Source organism: Cellulomonas sp. EB106-03-03-XG116 (assembly GCF_058792015.1).
On record NZ_JBYTEP010000068.1, the window covers coordinates 1 to 16,152 of the forward strand.

15 protein-coding genes and 1 tRNA gene are annotated in these 16,152 nt (G+C 73.2%); 3 read left to right on the top strand and 13 right to left on the bottom strand.

Features of this window, described 5'->3' with window-relative positions:
- Window positions 1-52: 52 nt before the first annotated feature.
- Entirely contained in the window at window positions 53-1,366 is a 1,314-nt protein-coding gene (locus AC3WUG_RS17615; RefSeq protein ID WP_158375276.1) for an ABC transporter substrate-binding protein, read from the bottom strand.
- A gap of 140 nt (window positions 1,367-1,506) precedes the next feature.
- On the opposite strand from AC3WUG_RS17615, the gene AC3WUG_RS17620 reads away from it, so the two are divergent.
- A tRNA-Ile gene (locus AC3WUG_RS17620) sits at window positions 1,507-1,580 on the top strand.
- Here the strand turns inward: AC3WUG_RS17620 and AC3WUG_RS17625 are convergent.
- The gene (locus tag AC3WUG_RS17625; RefSeq protein ID WP_492328852.1) at window positions 1,578-2,339 is read right to left on the bottom strand and encodes a YrhK family protein; all 762 of its coding nucleotides are present in this window, start codon (window positions 2,337-2,339) and stop codon (window positions 1,578-1,580) included. The two genes, AC3WUG_RS17620 and AC3WUG_RS17625, sit on opposite strands and share 3 nt — an antisense overlap.
- Entirely contained in the window at window positions 2,336-3,748 is a 1,413-nt protein-coding gene (gene gad, locus AC3WUG_RS17630) for a glutamate decarboxylase (RefSeq protein ID WP_492328853.1), read from the bottom strand. The genes AC3WUG_RS17625 and gad overlap by 4 nt, the downstream gene beginning before the upstream one ends.
- Before the next feature lie 218 nt (window positions 3,749-3,966).
- Here gad and AC3WUG_RS17635 point away from each other — a divergent pair, with 218 nt between their 5' ends.
- Window positions 3,967-5,487, top strand: coding sequence for a peptide MFS transporter (locus tag AC3WUG_RS17635; RefSeq protein WP_492328854.1), 1,521 nt, complete (start codon window positions 3,967-3,969; stop codon window positions 5,485-5,487).
- A 39-nt stretch (window positions 5,488-5,526) separates the two neighbouring features.
- Here AC3WUG_RS17635 and AC3WUG_RS17640 read toward each other — a convergent pair whose 3' ends face one another.
- The 10 genes from AC3WUG_RS17640 to AC3WUG_RS17685 form a co-directional block, all read right to left on the bottom strand.
- Window positions 5,527-6,084, bottom strand: a complete 558-nt coding sequence (locus tag AC3WUG_RS17640) for a hypothetical protein (protein WP_492328855.1) — start codon at window positions 6,082-6,084, stop codon at window positions 5,527-5,529.
- A gap of 40 nt (window positions 6,085-6,124) precedes the next feature.
- Window positions 6,125-6,883, bottom strand: coding sequence for an SDR family oxidoreductase (locus tag AC3WUG_RS17645; RefSeq protein ID WP_492328856.1), 759 nt, complete (start codon window positions 6,881-6,883; stop codon window positions 6,125-6,127).
- A gap of 72 nt (window positions 6,884-6,955) precedes the next feature.
- Entirely contained in the window at window positions 6,956-8,275 is a 1,320-nt protein-coding gene (locus tag AC3WUG_RS17650) for an aspartate aminotransferase family protein (RefSeq protein WP_492328857.1), read from the bottom strand.
- Between the two features lie 76 nt (window positions 8,276-8,351).
- Window positions 8,352-9,515: an ABC transporter substrate-binding protein gene (locus tag AC3WUG_RS17655; protein ID WP_492328858.1), complete on the bottom strand. Its 1,164-nt coding sequence runs from the start codon at window positions 9,513-9,515 to the stop codon at window positions 8,352-8,354.
- Window positions 9,516-9,627: 112 nt separating this feature from the next.
- Window positions 9,628-10,392: an ABC transporter permease gene (locus AC3WUG_RS17660; RefSeq protein WP_492328859.1), complete on the bottom strand. Its 765-nt coding sequence runs from the start codon at window positions 10,390-10,392 to the stop codon at window positions 9,628-9,630.
- Window positions 10,389-11,258 carry an ABC transporter ATP-binding protein gene (locus tag AC3WUG_RS17665; RefSeq protein WP_492328860.1) on the bottom strand — a complete coding sequence of 290 codons (870 nt, stop codon included), beginning with the start codon at window positions 11,256-11,258 and terminating at the stop codon, window positions 10,389-10,391. Before AC3WUG_RS17665 ends, AC3WUG_RS17660 begins: the two co-directional genes overlap by 4 nt.
- Window positions 11,255-12,238 carry an ABC transporter permease gene (locus AC3WUG_RS17670; RefSeq protein WP_492328861.1) on the bottom strand — a complete coding sequence of 328 codons (984 nt, stop codon included), beginning with the start codon at window positions 12,236-12,238 and terminating at the stop codon, window positions 11,255-11,257. The genes AC3WUG_RS17665 and AC3WUG_RS17670 overlap by 4 nt, the downstream gene beginning before the upstream one ends.
- A complete protein-coding gene (locus AC3WUG_RS17675; RefSeq protein ID WP_324845573.1) occupies window positions 12,235-13,266 on the bottom strand; it encodes a TIGR03842 family LLM class F420-dependent oxidoreductase in 1,032 nt (343 codons plus the stop codon). Before AC3WUG_RS17675 ends, AC3WUG_RS17670 begins: the two co-directional genes overlap by 4 nt.
- Before the next feature lie 38 nt (window positions 13,267-13,304).
- A complete protein-coding gene (gene hydA, locus AC3WUG_RS17680; protein WP_492328862.1) occupies window positions 13,305-14,738 on the bottom strand; it encodes a dihydropyrimidinase in 1,434 nt (477 codons plus the stop codon).
- A gap of 13 nt (window positions 14,739-14,751) precedes the next feature.
- On the bottom strand, window positions 14,752-15,600 hold the full coding sequence (locus tag AC3WUG_RS17685; protein ID WP_154730895.1) for a nitrilase-related carbon-nitrogen hydrolase: 849 nt from the start codon (window positions 15,598-15,600) through the stop codon (window positions 14,752-14,754).
- Between the two features lie 203 nt (window positions 15,601-15,803).
- On the opposite strand from AC3WUG_RS17685, the gene AC3WUG_RS17690 reads away from it, so the two are divergent.
- Window positions 15,804-16,152 (top strand): GntR family transcriptional regulator (locus AC3WUG_RS17690; RefSeq protein WP_492328863.1); only part of this gene is annotated, 349 nt, incomplete at its 3' end.

Below are 16,152 nucleotides of genomic sequence, written 5' to 3' on the forward strand. Positions count from 1 at the left end.
TGGTTGTTTGTGCTCCCCTTCCCCCCCCCCCCCCCCCCCCCCCCCACGCAGGTCAGCGGCCAGCTGCCCGCTCCATCTCGGACTGCGCCGCGGCGAGGGCCTCGTCGGGCGTCTGCTGCTGCGACATGACGGCGGACACGGCCTCCGCGATCGCCGTCTGGTACTGCGCGTACGCCGGGGTCATCGGCATCGTGGTGCTCGCCTCGACGGACTCGGAGAACACCGCCAGCGCGTCGCGGTCGGCCTGCGAGAGCTCGTCGGACGCGGCGAGCGTCTCCATCGACGACGTGCGGGGCGCCGGGGACAGCTGCTCGATCGCCTTGCGCGCCAGGACGTCGCTGCTGGTCGCCCAGCTCACCCACCGCCACGCGGCGTCCTGCGCGTCCGAGGACGCCGAGACGCCGAAGCCCCAGGAGAACGTCGTGCTGACCTGGTCCGGGTCGCCCGGGTTGAGGGCCACCGCGACGTCGTCGGCGATCTTCGACTGCGCCGGGTCGGAGGCCTGCGCCCAGAGGTACGGCCAGATGGAGATCATCGCGACCTTGCCCTCGAGGAACTGGCCCTGCATCGCGGACAGGTCGTGCAGCCCCTGCGGGCTCGACTGGTCCTCGAACTGGATCCCCGTCATGAGGTCGAAGGCGTCGCGCGCCTCCGGGGTGTCGATCGTCGGGGCGCCGTCGTCGTCCACGATGTCGCCGCCGGCCTGCTGGACGTAGCTCTCGAACCGGGTCGCGACCTCGCCGTCCCGGTTGCCGGGCACCATCGTCCCGTAGACGCCCGCGGCGGGGTCGGTCGTCGCGGCCGCGGCCGCCCGGTACGCCTCCCACGTCGTCGGCGGGCCGTCGATCCCGGCGGCCTCGAGCAGGCTCGGGCGGTAGTACGTGACCAGGTTGTGCACGAGGAACGGCAGACCGTAGAGCTCGCCGTCGTAGCTCACCGTGTCCAGCGTGTGCTCGACGAAGTCCGCACGGTCCGCGTCCTCGAGCCGGTCGCCCAGCGGGGACAGGTAGCCGTTCTGGGCGAACTCGGCGATCCACGGCTGGTCGACGGTCAGGACGTCGTAGGCGCCGCCGCCGGCGATCGCGTCCGAGAGGAACTGCTGGTGCATGGTGTCGTGCGGGACGCCGAGGATCTCGACGTCGATGCCGGTCTCCTCCGTGAACTCCGCCGCCAGCTCGCGGTAGAAGGCCTCGTGCGGGGAGCCGGCCTCCATGCCGACGGTGATGCTGGTGGCGTCGCCGGACGCGCCGGAGCCCGCGCCCGACGGGGCGGGCGCCGACGGCGCGCAGGCGGTCAGGGCCAGGCCCGCGGCGCCGAGGGCCGCGGCCGCCGTGAGGCCCCGGGACCACCGAGGTGTGCTGAACATGGCTAGCTCCCTTGCTAGGTCGGTGTTTCGCAACCGGTTTCCGCAGACGCTAGTGCGGGGTGCGCGGAGGTGTCAACGCGCGCCGGGGACCCGCAGGTCAGGGCGCTCCGGGGCCCGCTGGTAGCCTCGGGGGTCGACGAGGGCCAGTAGCTCAGCCGGTCAGAGCAGCGGACTCATAATCCGTCGGTCGTGGGTTCAAGCCCCACCTGGCCTACGCAGCCGCGCCGCGGGCGCGCGACCGCTCGCGCACCGACCCCACCGGCAGCAGCGCCGCGCCGACGAGGAAGCACACCGCCCCCGCGCACGTCCCGGCGTTCACCAGCGCCACGTTCGTCTCCTCGGTGGTGCCCGCGACGTACCGCGCCGCGACCGCCGCCGCGCCGAACGCCACCGAACCGGCGAGGTTCAGCGCCGCCACCCACCAGTCGACGGACCCGCGCCGCCACGCGACCCGCGCGCCCGGCGCGCCCGGCGCGCTCCGCTCGCCCGCCGCGGTGCCCGGCACGCCGTGCACCGCCCGCGGCCGCACCGCGCGCCGCACGGCCACGCACGCGAGGACGCTCGCCACGAGGAAGCACACCGACCCGTACACGTCCGGCGCCCACACCAGGCGCCGGGCCGACGGCGCCGCGAGGTCCCGCGTCGCTGCGTACGTGCTGACGTTGAAGCACACCGTGCCGACCAGCTGCACCAGCGCCGCCGCGCGGTCGAGGCGGTCGTCCCGCGGCGTCCCCGCGACCTGGAACGCCGCCGCCGAGGTGAACAGCACCGACCCGACCACGAACGTCCACGCCGCCACCTCGGGCGCGACCCGCGCCGCGTACAGCGGCAGCGACCCGACGGCGAAGCACACCGACCCGAGGCCGAACAGCAGCCCGAGCCGGACGCTCGCGGCGCTGGGCCGCGGCGCTCCTGCCGGCCGCCGGGCGCGCACCGCCCGCGCCGCGTCCCCGGGCGGCCCCGCGCCGGTCACCGCCGCAGGCCGGTCCGCGCCTTGCTCCGCGCCGCCGCGTGCGCCGGCGCGGTCCACAGGTCCGGGGCGTGGTGCGCCCGCGGCACCGGCGACTCCGCCTCGAGCGCGGTGCACGCGAGGTCGAGGTCGCGCAGCAGCTGGTCGATCATCAGCCGGCTGAGGTCCAGCCGGACGACGACGCGCATGAGGTGCACGTCCTCGGCGTTGGGCGGCAGGCTGTACGCGGGGACGATCCAGCCGTTCTCCCGGAGCCGCGCGGACAGGTGGTAGACGTCGTACCCCGGGTCCCCCGCCAGCCGGAACGTCACGACCGGCTCGGCCAGCCCCGGGTTGAGGATCTCGAACCGGCCCGTGGCCTTCAGCGCCTCGTTCAGGTAGCGCGCGTTCGCCAGCATGGTCTCGACGATCGCGGTGTACCCGTCCCGCCCGAGGCGCAGGAAGTTGTACATCTGCGCCTGGATCATCGCGGAGCCGCGGGAGAAGTTGAACGTGTAGGTCGGCTGCGCGCCGCCGAGGTAGTTCACGCTGAACACCAGGTCCTCGGGCAGCCGGGACGCGTCGCGGAACACGAGCCACCCGACGCCCGGGTACACGAGGCCGTACTTGTGGCCCGAGGCGTTGATCGACGCGACCTGCTCCAGCCGGAAGTCCCAGGCCAGGTCCGGCTCGGCGAACGGCGCGATGAACGCGCCGCTCGCGCCGTCGACGTGCAGCGGGACGTCCCAGCCGCGGTCGGCCTTGATCCGCACCAGCGCGGCGTCGATGTCGGCGATCGGGTCCGCCTCGCCGATGTGCGTGGTGCCGAGCACGGCGCCCACCGCGATCGTCCGCTCGTCGACCCGCGACGCCACGTCCTCGGCGGTGATCGTGTACCGGTCCGGGCGCATCGGGATCTTGCGCATCTCGACGTCGAAGTAGTTGGCGAACTTGTCCCACACCACGTGCGTCTCGGCGCCGAACACGACGTTCGGCCGGTCCGTCGGCTCCCCCGCCGCGGTGCGCCGGTGCTGCCACGCGCGCTTGTGCGCCAGCAGGCCGAGCATGATCGCCTCGGACGACCCGATGGTGGCCACGCCGACCACGGCCGCCGGGTCGGGCGCGTGGAACAGGTCCCCGAGCATGTGCACGCAGGCCTCCTCGACCAGCGAGGCGACCGGGTACTCCTCGTGGTCGATGTGGTTCTTGCGCAGCGTGTCGTGGATCAGCGCCTCGGCCTGCGGCTCCATCCAGGTCGTGACGAACGAGGCGAGGTTCAGCGTCTCCCGCCCGTCCAGCATCAGGCCGGTGTGGAGCAGCTCGTAGACCTCGTCCGGGTCGAGGCCGTGCTCGGGGAACTCGGTGCGGTCGATCGCCGTGCGGAAGCTGGCCCGCCCGTGGATCGGCGGGGTGGTGCGGCGGTCGCTGGACATGGGCAGCCCCTCGCGGTCGGTGGAGACGCGATGCGGTACGACGGCGGGGGCCCGTCCGGACGAGCCGACCGTAGCAGCGGCGCTCGCACGGCCCGTTACCGGCGGCCGCCCGCCACCTCACGGGCCCATGGTCCTGTTGCCGTGCTGCGAGCGGGGGTCACATTCTGGAATTCGGTGTGTCGTCCGGGCGCGCCACCACGAGCGTCAGGAGTCACCCCATGACCACCGCCGCCCACGGCGAACCCCCCGCCGGCACGCTGGCCGGCGACCGCGCGTTCTTCGGCCACCCCCGCGGGCTGATGACGCTGTTCACCACCGAGCTGTGGGAGCGGTTCAGCTACTACGGGATGCGCGCCATCCTGCTCTACTACCTGACCGACTCCGTCGCGAACGGCGGCCTGGACATCGCCGAGACGACGGGCCTGGCGCTCGTGTCGATCTACGGCACCAGCGTCTACCTGCTGTCGGTGGTGGGCGGCTGGCTCGCGGACCGCGTGATCGGCGCCCGCCGGTCGGTGCTCATCGGCGGCATCATCATCGCGGCCGGCCACGTCTGCCTGGCGATCCCGTCCGCCGGGTTCTCGTACCTCGGCATCGCCCTGGTCGCCCTCGGCACCGGCCTGCTCAAGCCGAACGTGTCGAGCATGGTCGGCGAGCTGTACGCCCGCGACGACGAGCGCCGCGACTCGGCGTTCTCGATCTTCTACATGGGCATCAACATCGGCTCGTTCACCGCGCCGTTCCTCGTCGGGGCCGCGCGCGCCTGGGGCGGGTACCACGCGGGCTTCCTCGTGGCGGCCGTCGGCATGGCGATCGCGCTGGTGTTCTTCGTGGCCGGTGCGAAGTACCTCGGCAGGGCGGGCGGCGTCGCGCCGAACCCGGTGCGACCCGAGGAGCGCGTGAAGCTGATCCGCGGGTTCCTCGTCCTCCTCGGCGGGATCGTCGTCGTCGGCCTGGTCGCGGCGCTCGTGGCCGGCGGGTTCAACCTGGACACGTTCATCGACACGATGTCGTACCTGGCGTTCATCGCGCCGGTCGCCTACTTCATCGTGATGTACCGCTCCCCCAAGGTCACCGACGCCGAGCGGCCGCGCGTGATCGCGTACATCCCGCTGTTCGTCGCGGCGATGCTGTTCTGGATGATCTTCGAGCAGGCGGCGACGACGCTCGCCTCGTTCGCGCAGAACCGCACCGAGCTGTCGTTCTTCGGCGTCACGATCAGCCCCGAGTTCTTCCAGTCGGTGAACCCGCTGTCGATCATCATCCTGGCGCCGGTGTTCGCGTGGATCTGGTCCAAGACGCACGACCGCCCGCCGACCGCGACCAAGTTCGCGATCGGCCTGGCGCTCGCCGCGCTGTCGTTCCTGGTCATGGCGCTCGCGTCGGCGGCGTTCGCCGACAGCCTCGCGCCCGCCTGGGTGCTCGTGGTCGTCTACGTGATCCAGACCCTCGGCGAGCTGTGCCTGTCCCCCGTCGGGCTGGCGGCGACCACGCTGCTCGCGCCCCGGGCGTTCCGGAACCAGGCGATGGCGGTGTGGTTCCTCGCGCCGGCCGCCGGGCAGGCCATCACGGCCCAGCTCATCAAGGCGACCGAGGGCTCGTCCGACACCGCGTACTTCGGGGGGATCGGCGCCGTGGCGCTGGCGTTCGCGCTCATCCTGCTCGCGCTCTCGCCGTGGGTGACGCGGCACATCCGCCGGGCGGACGAGATGGAGGGCACGGTGAGCGCCGGGGCGTGACGGCGCGGCGGCGCGGGGGCGGGGGTCGGACCCGACCGCTCACCCCCGGCGCCACCAGCGCCGCCACGTGCGTCGCCCGACCGACCGGGACCCGGCCGGCACCGGGAGCGCGGCGCGCTCCGCCTCCTCGCTGTCGACGAACCGCTGCACCTCGGCGTCGTGCCGGGCGCGGTCGAACACGAACGGGCCGCCCGGGACCACGACGCGGTCGTCGGGGTCGTCCCGCCCGGTCTCCCAGCGGAAGTCCCGCCAGGTCACGGTGCCCGCGTCCCGCTCGACGCGCATCGTGATCGCCCCGCACCCCAGGTCCCCGCACATCCGGCAGACGAACAGGGGCACCCGGCCGGCGTCGAGCTGGGCGGCGGGCCGCTCGCCCAGCAGGGCGAGCACGTCGTCGACCCACGGCGTCGGTCGCCGGCGGACGAAGACCGGCAGGTTGTCCCCCGCCGGCCCGAGGCCCTCGACGTCCAGGTCCACGTCCTCCGGGTCGTCGTAGCGGAGCAGCCGGCGGACGGGCACCCCGTCGACGGTCGGCTCCCAGAAGTGCACGCCGCGCTCCGGAACGCTGCCGGGCACGAGCGCGAGGCGGTTCAGCATGCTCCGGATGCTGCCACCCCGCGCCCGCGCCCGTGCGCGATCAGGACCGCGCGGTCTGGGTGTTCGACACCTGGGCCCGCGGCCGGACGACCAGCGTGTCGATGTTCACGTGGTGCGGCCGGGTCAGGGCGAACGCGATGACGTCCGCGATGTCCTCGGCGAGCAGCGGCTGGTAGCCCTCGTAGACCTTCGCCGCGCGCTCGGCGTCGCCACCGAACCGGACCAGCGAGAACTCCTCGGTCGCGACGGCGCCGGGCGCGATGTCGATGACCCGGACCGGCTCGCCGATCAGCTCGAGGCGCAGCGTGGTGGTGAGCATCCGCTCCGCGTGCTTGGCGCCGGTGTAGCCCGCGCCGCCCTCGTACGGGCCGATCGCCGCGGTCGACGTGACGACCAGGACGTCGCCCCGGCCGCTGGCCTTGAGCAGCGGGAGCAGCGCCTTGGTGACCCGCAGGGTGCCGAGGACGTTGATGTCGTACATCCGGCGCCAGCCCTCGACGTCCGCCTCGGCGACCGGGTCGAGGCCCAGCGCGCCGCCCGCGTTGTTGACCAGCGACGTGAGGCCGCCGGTCTCCGCGACGTGCGCGGCCAGGCGGACCACGTCGTCGTCGCTGGTGAGGTCGGCGACGAACGGCTCGGCGCCGGTCTCGGCGGCCAGGGCCTCGAGCCGGTCGGCGCGGCGGGCGACGGCGACGACGTCCCAGCCCTCGGCGCGCAGCCGGCGGACGGTCGCGGCGCCGATCCCGCTGGAGGCGCCGGTGACGACGGCGCGGAGGGCGGGGCTGGCGTTCTCGGACATGCGGGGTGGTCCTCTCGGTGGTGCGGGTTCGGTCCGACTGTAGGCCGCGGGACGCGGGGCGGGCCGATGCGGTCAGAGGGTGGCGTCCAGGTCCGCCAGGACCTCGTCGTAGGCCGCCAGGGCCGTCGCGACCTGGGCGTCGGTCACCACGCACGGCGGGACGACGTGGATCCGGTTGTCCTGCACGAACGGCAGCAGCCCCCGGGCGAGCAGGCCGGCCTTCACCGCGGCCATCGCCGCCGGCGCGACCGGCTCGCGCGTCGACCGCGACGTGACCAGCTCCAGCGCCCAGAACACCCCGGTCCCCCGGACCTCGCCGACCGACGGGTGCGCGTCCGCGAGCGCCGCGAGCCCCGGCGCCAGCACGTCGGTGCCGATCCGGGCGGCGTTCTCGACGACCTTCTCGTCCTCCATCGCCTCGATGGTCGCGACGATCGCCGCCATCGCGAGCGGGTGGCCCGAGTAGGTGAGCCCGCCGGGGAACACCCGGTCGTCGAACGCGTGCGCGACCGGGTCGGACAGGAGCACGCCGCCCGCGGGGACGTAGCCGGAGTTGACCCCCTTGGCGAACGTCACCAGGTCGGGGACGACGTCGTGCTGGTCGAACGCGAACCACGACCCGGTGCGGCCGAACCCGGCCATCACCTCGTCGAGGACCAGCAGGATCCCGTGCTCGTCCGCGATCGAGCGGACCCCGGCCAGGTACCCTGGCGGCGGCACCAGCACGCCCGCCGTGCCCGGGATCGACTCCAGCAGGATCGCCGCGATCGACGCCGGGCCCTCGGACTCCACGACCCGCGCGAGGTGCCGCAGCGCGCGCTCGCACTCCTCCTCGGGCGTCGTGGCCCAGAACTCCGAGCGGTACAGGTAGGGCCCGAAGTGGTGCACGTGCCCGCGGGCGTATTCGTTGGGCACGCGCCGCCAGTCGCCGGTCGCGACCACGGCCGCGCCGGTGTTGCCGTGGTACGACCGGTAGGCCGAGAGCACCTTGTCCCGGCCGGTGACCAGGCGCGCCATCCGGATCGCGTTCTCGTTGGCGTCGGCCCCGGCGTTCGTGAAGAACACCTTCGAGAAGCCCTCCGGCGCGTGCCGGAGGATCGCCTCGGCGGCGCGGCCCCGCGGCAGGACGGCGTGCGACGGGGCGATGGTGGTGAGCCGCCCGGCCTGCTCCGCGATGGCCGCCACGACCCGCGGGTGCTGGTGGCCGATGTTGGTGTTGACGAGCTGGCTGCTGAAGTCCAGCAGGGTGCGCCCGTCCGCCAGGGTGACCTCGCAGCCGGACGCGCCGGCGACGACGAGCGGGGCGAGCGCGCCCTGGGCGGACCAGGAGTGGAACACGTGCGCGCGGTCGAGCTCGAGGGCGAGCGCGCCGTCGGCGTCGGGTGCGGTCATGGGTGCGGGCCTTCCGTGATGAGGGGTGGGCGGGGTGAGGCGGCGGCGCGCGGGCGGCCGCCGCCTCGCCCGCCTGTCAGTTGCCGCCGGGCTGGAGCTCGACGGTGAGGGGCTCGAAGTCCGCGCCCTCGACGTCCACGCCCTCGGCCCCGAGCTCGTCCAGCGCCTGCTGCACGTACTCGTTGCTGTACGCGGTCTCCGGCGGGTCGGCGCTGATGATCGTCGCGCCGGTCTCGTTGGAGGTCTCCTTGGCCATCGCGACGGTGGCGTCCCAGGCGGACTCGTCGATCAGGCCGATGCCGCCGGAGGTCGACGGCCAGATGAGCTTGTTGACCTCGTTGGTCATCCAGAGCTGGTGGCTGGTGCCGAGGGTCGAGCCGGCGGCCGTGACGATGTCGGCGGCCTCCTGCGCGTTGTCCCGGGCGTAGATCCAGCCCTGGATGGACGCCTTGATGAATGCGACCGTCGTCTCGGCGTACTCGGGGTCGTCGGCGAGCCGGCCCGCGTCCGCCCAGATCGCGTCCTGGAGCATGGCGGTGCCCTCGTCGTTCCAGTCGATGACGCTGAAGTCCTCGGGCTGGTAGAGCTCGCCGGTGTCGGGGTTCTCGGTCTCGAGCAGCTGGGCGTACTCGTTGTAGGTCATGGCCTGCGCCGCGTCGATGTCGCCGGCGAGGAACGCGTTCATGTCGAACGCCTGCTGGACGATCTCGAAGTCCGTCACGCCCGCCTTGTTCAGGCCCGCGAACAGCTCCCACTCGTTGCCGTAGCCCCAGGAGCCGATCGTCTTGCCCTCGAGGTCCGCGACCGAGTCGATCCCCGCGTCCGCGAACGACACCTGGAGCGTCGCGGAGCGCTCGAAGATCTGCGCCACGTTGGTGATGTCCGCGCCCTGCTCGATCGAGCCGAGCACCTTCGGCACCCACGCGATCGCGTAGTCGACCTCGCCGTTCGCGAGGGCGTCCTGCGGCACGATGTCGCCGCCGCTCGGGATGATCTCGACGTCGAGGCCCGCGTCCTCGTAGTAGCCCTGGTCCAGCGCGGCGTAGTAGCCGGAGAACTGGGCCTGCGTGAGCCACTGGAGCTGGAGCTTCACGGGCGTCAGGTCCCCGCCCTCGCTGCTGCCCGACTCCGTCGACCCGGCCGTGTCGTCCGACCCGCCGCACGCGGTCAGCGCGAGCGCCGCCACGACGCCGAGCGCCCCGAGCCCGAGGCGGGTCCGCCTGGTGGTGCTGTTCCTCATGTCATCCCCTTGTCCGTCGCATCAGCCGTGTGCGGCCCTCCTGGCGCCGTCGGCAGGCGGGGTGGTGCCGGCCCGCGGACCCCCGACCGCGGGACGTTCTGGTGCGCGCAGGTCAGGCCCGGCGCACCCCGCGGGTCCCCCACCGCTCGACCGCGGAGGTGGCCCCGTAGAACAGCAGCCCGACGAGCACGCCGCCGAGCACGTACGCCCAGGCGCGGGCGTAGTTCGACCCCGCCGCGGCCGTGGTGATGAACGACCCGATGCCCGACCGCGGTCCGCCGAAGTACTCCGCGACGATCGCCGAGATGACCGCGAGCGAGGACGCGAGCCGCAGGCCCGTGAACACGAACGGCAGCGCCGTCGGGATGGTCACCGCCCGGGTCGCCTGCCGCGGCGTGGCCGCGTACGCGCGCATGAGGTCCCGGTGCACGGGCCGGACCTGCCGGAGCCCACGCAGCGTGTTGACGAACACGGGTACCCCGACCGCGACGGCCACCACGATCTGCCGCCCGGTCTCCACCGAGGCGCCGTACATCGTGTAGAGCACCGGGGCGAGCGCCACGACCGGCACCACCGCGAGCCCCGCGACCACCGGGTCCAGCAGCAGGTCGACGGCCCGCACGGCGGAGGCCAGGACCGCCGCCGCGATCGCCACCACCGCGCCGATCACCAGGCCGACCAGGGCGTTCGTGCCGGTGACGAGCGCGGCCGAGGCGATCGTCGGCAGGAACTCGGCGAACTCGCCGGCGATGGTCGCCGGGCTCGGCAGCAGGAACGGCGGGACGTCGCCGAGCGTCACCACGGCCTGCCACGCGGCGACCAGCGCGGCGAGCAGCAGCAGCGGGGCAGCGCGGTGGCCCCAGGACGCGGCGCTCACCGGGTCTCCACCCCGCGGCTCGGGACGCCCTCGGCGCCGCCGTGCAGCGCCTCGCGCACCGCCGTGACCGCCTGGAAGTACGCCTCGTCCTCGCGCAGGCCGTCGTCGCGCGACCCCGACCGGCCGAGCCCGACGTCGACGATCCCCGCGATCCGCCCCGGCCGCGCCGACATCACCACGACGCGGTCCGACAGGAACACCGCCTCCGGGATGGAGTGCGTCACGAACACCACGGCCGCCTGCGTCTCGGCGCAGATCCGCACCAGCTCGGACTGCAGCCGTTCGCGGGTCATCTCGTCGAGCGCGCCGAACGGCTCGTCCATCAGCAGCAGGCTGGGCCGCTCGGCCAGCGCCCGGGCGATCGCGACACGCTGCTGCATGCCGCCGGACAGCTGGTCCGGGAAGTGGTCGGCGAAGTCGGCGAGCCCGACCAGCGCCAGCATCTCGTCCGCGCGCTCCCGGCGGGCCGCGCGGCCGACGCCGTGCAGCGACAGCGGCAGCTCGATGTTGGCCCGGACGGTGCGCCAGGGCAGGAGCCCGGCCTGCTGGAACGCGATGCCGTAGTCGTGACCGAGGCGGGCCTGCTCGGCCGGCTTCCCGAACACGGCGATCGACCCGGAGGTCGGCCGGTCCAGGTCGGCGACCAGCCGGAGCAGGGTCGACTTCCCGCACCCCGAGGGGCCGATCAGCGACACGAACTCCCCCGCGCCGACGGTGAGGTCGACGTGCTCCAGGGCGGTGACGGCCCGGCCGCCCTCGCCGGGGAACACCCGGCCGACGCCCGTGACCTGGACGGCCGCGGCGGTGGCGGCGGGCGCGGCGGCGGTCGCCGTGCCGGGCGTCCCGGCGGCGGTCGGCGGGGTCACGCGGCCGCCTCCGCCCGGCGGAACCGGCGCAGCGCGGTGCCGAGCAGCGCGACCGCCCCGGAGGCGACCAGGCCGAGCAGCACCGCCCCGAAGATCGGCGCCCACGGCTTGGCGGGGTCGCTGCTGGCGAAGTTGGCGAACTCGAGGATCATGCGTCCGATACCTCCGGGCATCCCGGTCGAGACCTCCGCGACGACGACGCCGAGCACGGCGCTCGTGGCCGCCAGGCGGAGGGCGGGCAGCAGGTGGGGCACGCTCGCGGGCAGCCGCAGCCGGACCAGCTCCTGGGACCAGGAGGCGGCGTAGCCGGCGAACAGCTCGCGGTGCAGGGTGTCGGGCGAGGTGAGGCCGCGCAGGGCCCCGACCGCGACCGGGAAGAACGCCAGGTAGGAGGCGATCACGGCGACCGACATCCACGGCTCCCAGGTGAAGCCGAGCTCGAGCTTAGAGCCCCAGCCCTTCACCAGCGGGGCGAGCGCGATGAGCGGGACGGTCTGGCTCAGCACGACGAGCGGCAGCACCGCGGACCGCGCGATGCGGAACCGGGTCATCAGCAGCGCCAGGGCGAACCCGACGACCACGCCGATCACCCAGGACACCGCGGCGATCCGCAGGCTGGTGCCGCCGGCGCGGAGCACCGCGAGCCACAGCGGGTCGGCGCCCGGCTGGGACGTGAGCGGCTCGCCGAGCCGGGCCAGCATCTCGGTGACGTGCGGCATCGCCAGGTCGGTGGTGCGCGGCAGGACGCGGAGCTCGCCGACGCTCCAGCCGTCCTCGGGGACGACCGCCTTGACCAGCTCCCACAGCGCGGCGAGCAGGACGAGGGCGGCGAGGCCGAGGGCGACCGGGCGGAGCGCGCGGAGCGGCGCGGGCAGCGCCCGGGTCCGGCGGGCGGCCGGTGCGAGGGCGGCCGCCGACGGGGCGACGACCGCAGCGTCCCCGGCCTCCGCGACGCCCGGGCCCGCGACCCCCGTCGTCATGCCGTCGCCACGACGTGCTCGGCCATCGCCGGGATGACCCGCTCGCCGTACATCCGGAGGGTCTCGTCCTTGTTGTCGTGCTGCAGGTACCCGGCGAACTGGGTGACCCCGAGCGCGCGCAGCGCCTGCAGCTTCTCGACGTGCTCGCGAGGGCTGCCGATCAGGCAGAACCGCTCGACGATCTCGTCGGGGACGAACTGGGTGTGCGAGTTCCCGGCGCGGCCGTGCTCGTTGTAGTCGTAGCCCTGCCGGCCGGCGATGTAGTCGGTCAGCGCCTTCGGCACCTGCGACCCCTGGCCGTACTTCGCGACGATGTCCGCCACGTGGTTGCCGACCATGCCGCCGAACCACCGGCACTGCTCGCGCATGTGCGCCCGGGCGGCCGGGGAGTCGCCGTCGCCGACGTACATCGGGGCGGCCACGCAGAACTTGATCGCGTCGGGGTCGCGGCCCGCGGCCTCCGCGGCGTCCCGGACGGTGCGGATCATCCACGACGCCACGTCGGGGTCCGCGCACTGCAGGATGAACCCGTCGCCGACCTCGCCGGTGAGCTTGAGCGCGAGCGGGCCGTACGCGGCGACCCACACCTCGAGCGCCGAGCCGCGGGACCACGGGAACTGCACCTTGCGGCCGTTGTGCTCGACCGCCCGGGAGTTCGCGAGCTCCCGGATGACGTGGATCGACTCGCGCAGCGTCGCCAGGTTCGACGGCTTGCCGGCCAGGGTGCGCACCGCGGAGTCGCCGCGGCCGATGCCGCACACGGTGCGGTTGCCGTACATCTCGTTGAGCGTGGCGAACGAGGACGCCAGCACGGTCCAGTCCCGGGTCGCCGGGTTGGTGACCATCGGGCCCACGATCACCTTGCGGGTGGCCGCGAGGATCTGCGAGAACACGACGAACGGCTCCTGCCAGAGCAGGTGCGAGTCGAAGGTCCAGACGTAGTCGAACCCGTGGGTCTCCGCCTGGCGGGCCAGGTCGACCACCCTCGAGGCGGGCGGGTCGTTCTGCAGGACGACGCCGAACTCCATGGGCGTGCCTCCTTCTCGGGGTCGCAGGGGTGGGGCCGTCAGATCAGGTACTGCGACAGGCCGCGCTTGACGTACTTCCCGTGGCCGGCGCGGCCCAGGAACAGGCCGCCGTCGACGACGACCTCGCCGCGGGACAGCACGGTGTCGACGTGCCCGTCGACCTCGAAGCCCTCCCAGGCCGAGTAGTCCATGGCCATGTGGTGCGACTTCCCGATGCCGATCGACGTGTGCCCGTTCGGGTCGTAGACCACGACGTCGGCGTCGGCGCCGGGCGCGAGCACGCCCTTCTGGCCGTACATGCCGAACATCCGCGCCGGGGTGGTGCAGCAGATCTCGACCCAGCGCTCCAGGCTGATCTCGCCGGTGACGACGCCCTGGTACAGCAGGTCCATCCGGTGCTCGACCGAGCCGATGCCGTTGGGGATCTTGGAGAAGTCCCCGATCCCCATCTCCTTCTGGTCCTTCATGCAGAACGGGCAGTGGTCCGTGGACACGAGCTGCAGGTCGTTCGTGCGCAGCGAGTTCCACATCTGGTGCTGGTGGCCCTCGTGCTTCGAGCGCAGCGGCGTCGAGCACACGTACTTGGCGCCCTCGAAGTCGCCCCACTGCTCGCTGGTCGCGCCGAGGTGGTCCTCGAGCGACAGGTACAGGTACTGCGGGCAGGTCTCGCCGAACACGTTCTGGCCGCGGTCCCGGGCCTGGGCGATCTGCTCGGCCGCCTGCTTCGCGGAGACGTGCACGATGTACAGCGGCGCCCCGGTGAGGTCGGCGAGCATGATCGCGCGGTGCGTCGCCTCCTCCTCGGCCTGCCAGGGCCGGGAGACCCCGTGGTAGTACGGGCTGGTCTCGCCGCGGGCGACGTGCTGCTGCACGAGGGTGTCGATGACCGACCCGTTCTCCGCGTGCATCATGATCATCGCGCCGTTGTCGGACGCCTTCTGCATCGCCCGCAGGATCTGCCCGTCGTCCGACAGGAAGACGCCCTTGTAGGCCATGAACAGCTTGAAGCTGGTGACGCCCTCGGCGATCAGCTCGTCCATCGCGTGCAGCGAGGAGTCCTGCACGTCGGACAGGATCTGGTGGAACGCGTAGTCGACCGCGCAGCTCCCGGCGGCCTTCTGGTGCCAGAGCGCGTACTGGTCGACCGGGTTCTCGTGCGGGTACTGCACCACGAAGTCGACGATCGTGGTCGTCCCGCCCCAGGCCGCCGCCGTCGTGCCGGTCTCGAAGGTGTCGGACGCGAACGTGCCGCCGAACGGCATCTCCATGTGGGTGTGCGCGTCGATGCCGCCCGGGATCACGTACTTGCCGGTCGCGTCGATGACGCGGTCGACCGTCGCGGTCAGGTCGACGCCGAGGGCGGTCGAGCCGGGCTGGAGCAGCGCGACGATCGTCTCGCCGTCGATCAGCACGTCCGCCGCGCCGCGCCCGGTCGCGTTGACGACGGTGCCGCCGGTGATGAGGGTCTTCATCGCGATCCCCCGTTCACGGCGCCACGATGGGCCCGTAGGCGTCCGGCCGGCGGTCGCGGAAGAACTGCCACCGCTCGCGGGTCGTCCGGATCACGTCGAGGTCCAGGTCGCGGATCAGCAGCTGGTTCTCGGTCGTCGAGCCGACCTCGCCGACGTAGTTGCCGTCCGGGCCGACCGCGTAGGACGAGCCGTAGAAGTTCACCGCCTCGTCGCCGTACTCGTTGTCCTCGAGCCCGACGCGGTTGTTCGCGATGACGTAGTAGCCGTTCGCGATCGCCGCCGCCGGCTGCTCGACCTCCCACAGCTTGTTCGAGATGCCCGGGGCGGTGGCGTTCGGGTTGAACACGATCTCCGCGCCGTTGAGCGCCAGCACCCGCCAGCCCTCCGGGAAGTGCCGGTCGTAGCAGATGTTCACGCCGATCTTGCCGACCGCGGTCTCGAACACCGGGTAGCCCTGGTTGCCGGGGCGGAAGTAGAACTTCTCCCAGAACTTGGGCAGGTGCGGGATGTGGTGCTTGCGGTACGTGCCGAGCAGGGTGCCGTCCGCGTCGATGACCGCCGCGGTGTTGTAGAGCACGCCCGGCTGGTCCTCCTCGTAGATCGGCAGCACGATCACGATGCCGAGCTCCTTGGCCAGCGCGCTGAACCGGTCGGTCGTCGGACCGGGGACGGTCTCGGCGTACTCGTAGTACTTCGTGTCCTGCGTGATGCCGAAGTACGGGCCGTAGAACAGCTCCTGGAAGCCGATGACCTGTGCGCCCTCGGCCGCGGCCTTGCGCGTCCAGTCCTCGTGCAGCTGGATCATCGACTCCTTGTCGCCGGTCCAGGTGGCCTGGGTGAAGGCGACGCGCACGACTGACATGAGGGACCTCCGCAGTGGGTGATGCCGGGTGCTGGGACCGGGCCGCGGGGGCCCGATGGGAATGTGACTGTGGGGGTTGAACATTTCTGCGGCGTTACTGCCCGTAACGGCCCCGAGAACGTCGATGACGGGGCTGTAAACACTGGGACGCCGGGGTCCGGGGCGGCCCGTGCGCGGGGTCGCGCGGGAGCACGATGACGCCCATGGACGTGGCCCAGCACGTGGAGGACCGCAGTCCCCGGGGGATCGCCGCCGCCGTCTCGCGCCTGGTGCGCAGCGGCGACCTGCGGCCGGGCGACCGCCTGCCCACGGTGCGCCGGCTCGCCGCCGACCTGGGTGTCAGCCCCGCGACCGTCAGCGGGGCGTGGCAGGCGCTGGCCGCCGTCGGGCTGGTCGCGTCGCGGGGGCGGGCGGGGACGGTCGTGCTGCCGGAGCCGGCGTCGTGGCTGCCGCCGCGGTACCGGGACCTGGCGGCGGGCGGGCGGACGGACGCGGGGGCGCCGGGGGCGTCGGGGGCGGCGGGGGCGTCGGGGGCCGAAGGCCGCTCGTCGT

Coding starts and splice junctions, on each gene's coding strand:
- AC3WUG_RS17685 (WP_154730895.1), bottom strand. CDS start 15,600: ATGTCAGTCGTGCGCGTCGCCTTCACCCAGGCCACCTGGACCGGCGAC.
- AC3WUG_RS17615 (WP_158375276.1), bottom strand. CDS start 1,366: ATGTTCAGCACACCTCGGTGGTCCCGGGGCCTCACGGCGGCCGCGGCC.
- gad (WP_492328853.1), bottom strand. CDS start 3,748: ATGTCCAGCGACCGCCGCACCACCCCGCCGATCCACGGGCGGGCCAGC.
- AC3WUG_RS17670 (WP_492328861.1), bottom strand. CDS start 12,238: ATGACGACGGGGGTCGCGGGCCCGGGCGTCGCGGAGGCCGGGGACGCT.
- AC3WUG_RS17645 (WP_492328856.1), bottom strand. CDS start 6,883: ATGTCCGAGAACGCCAGCCCCGCCCTCCGCGCCGTCGTCACCGGCGCC.
- AC3WUG_RS17675 (WP_324845573.1), bottom strand. CDS start 13,266: ATGGAGTTCGGCGTCGTCCTGCAGAACGACCCGCCCGCCTCGAGGGTG.
- hydA (WP_492328862.1), bottom strand. CDS start 14,738: ATGAAGACCCTCATCACCGGCGGCACCGTCGTCAACGCGACCGGGCGC.
- AC3WUG_RS17640 (WP_492328855.1), bottom strand. CDS start 6,084: ATGCTGAACCGCCTCGCGCTCGTGCCCGGCAGCGTTCCGGAGCGCGGC.
- AC3WUG_RS17635 (WP_492328854.1), top strand. CDS start 3,967: ATGACCACCGCCGCCCACGGCGAACCCCCCGCCGGCACGCTGGCCGGC.
- AC3WUG_RS17650 (WP_492328857.1), bottom strand. CDS start 8,275: ATGACCGCACCCGACGCCGACGGCGCGCTCGCCCTCGAGCTCGACCGC.
- AC3WUG_RS17655 (WP_492328858.1), bottom strand. CDS start 9,515: ATGAGGAACAGCACCACCAGGCGGACCCGCCTCGGGCTCGGGGCGCTC.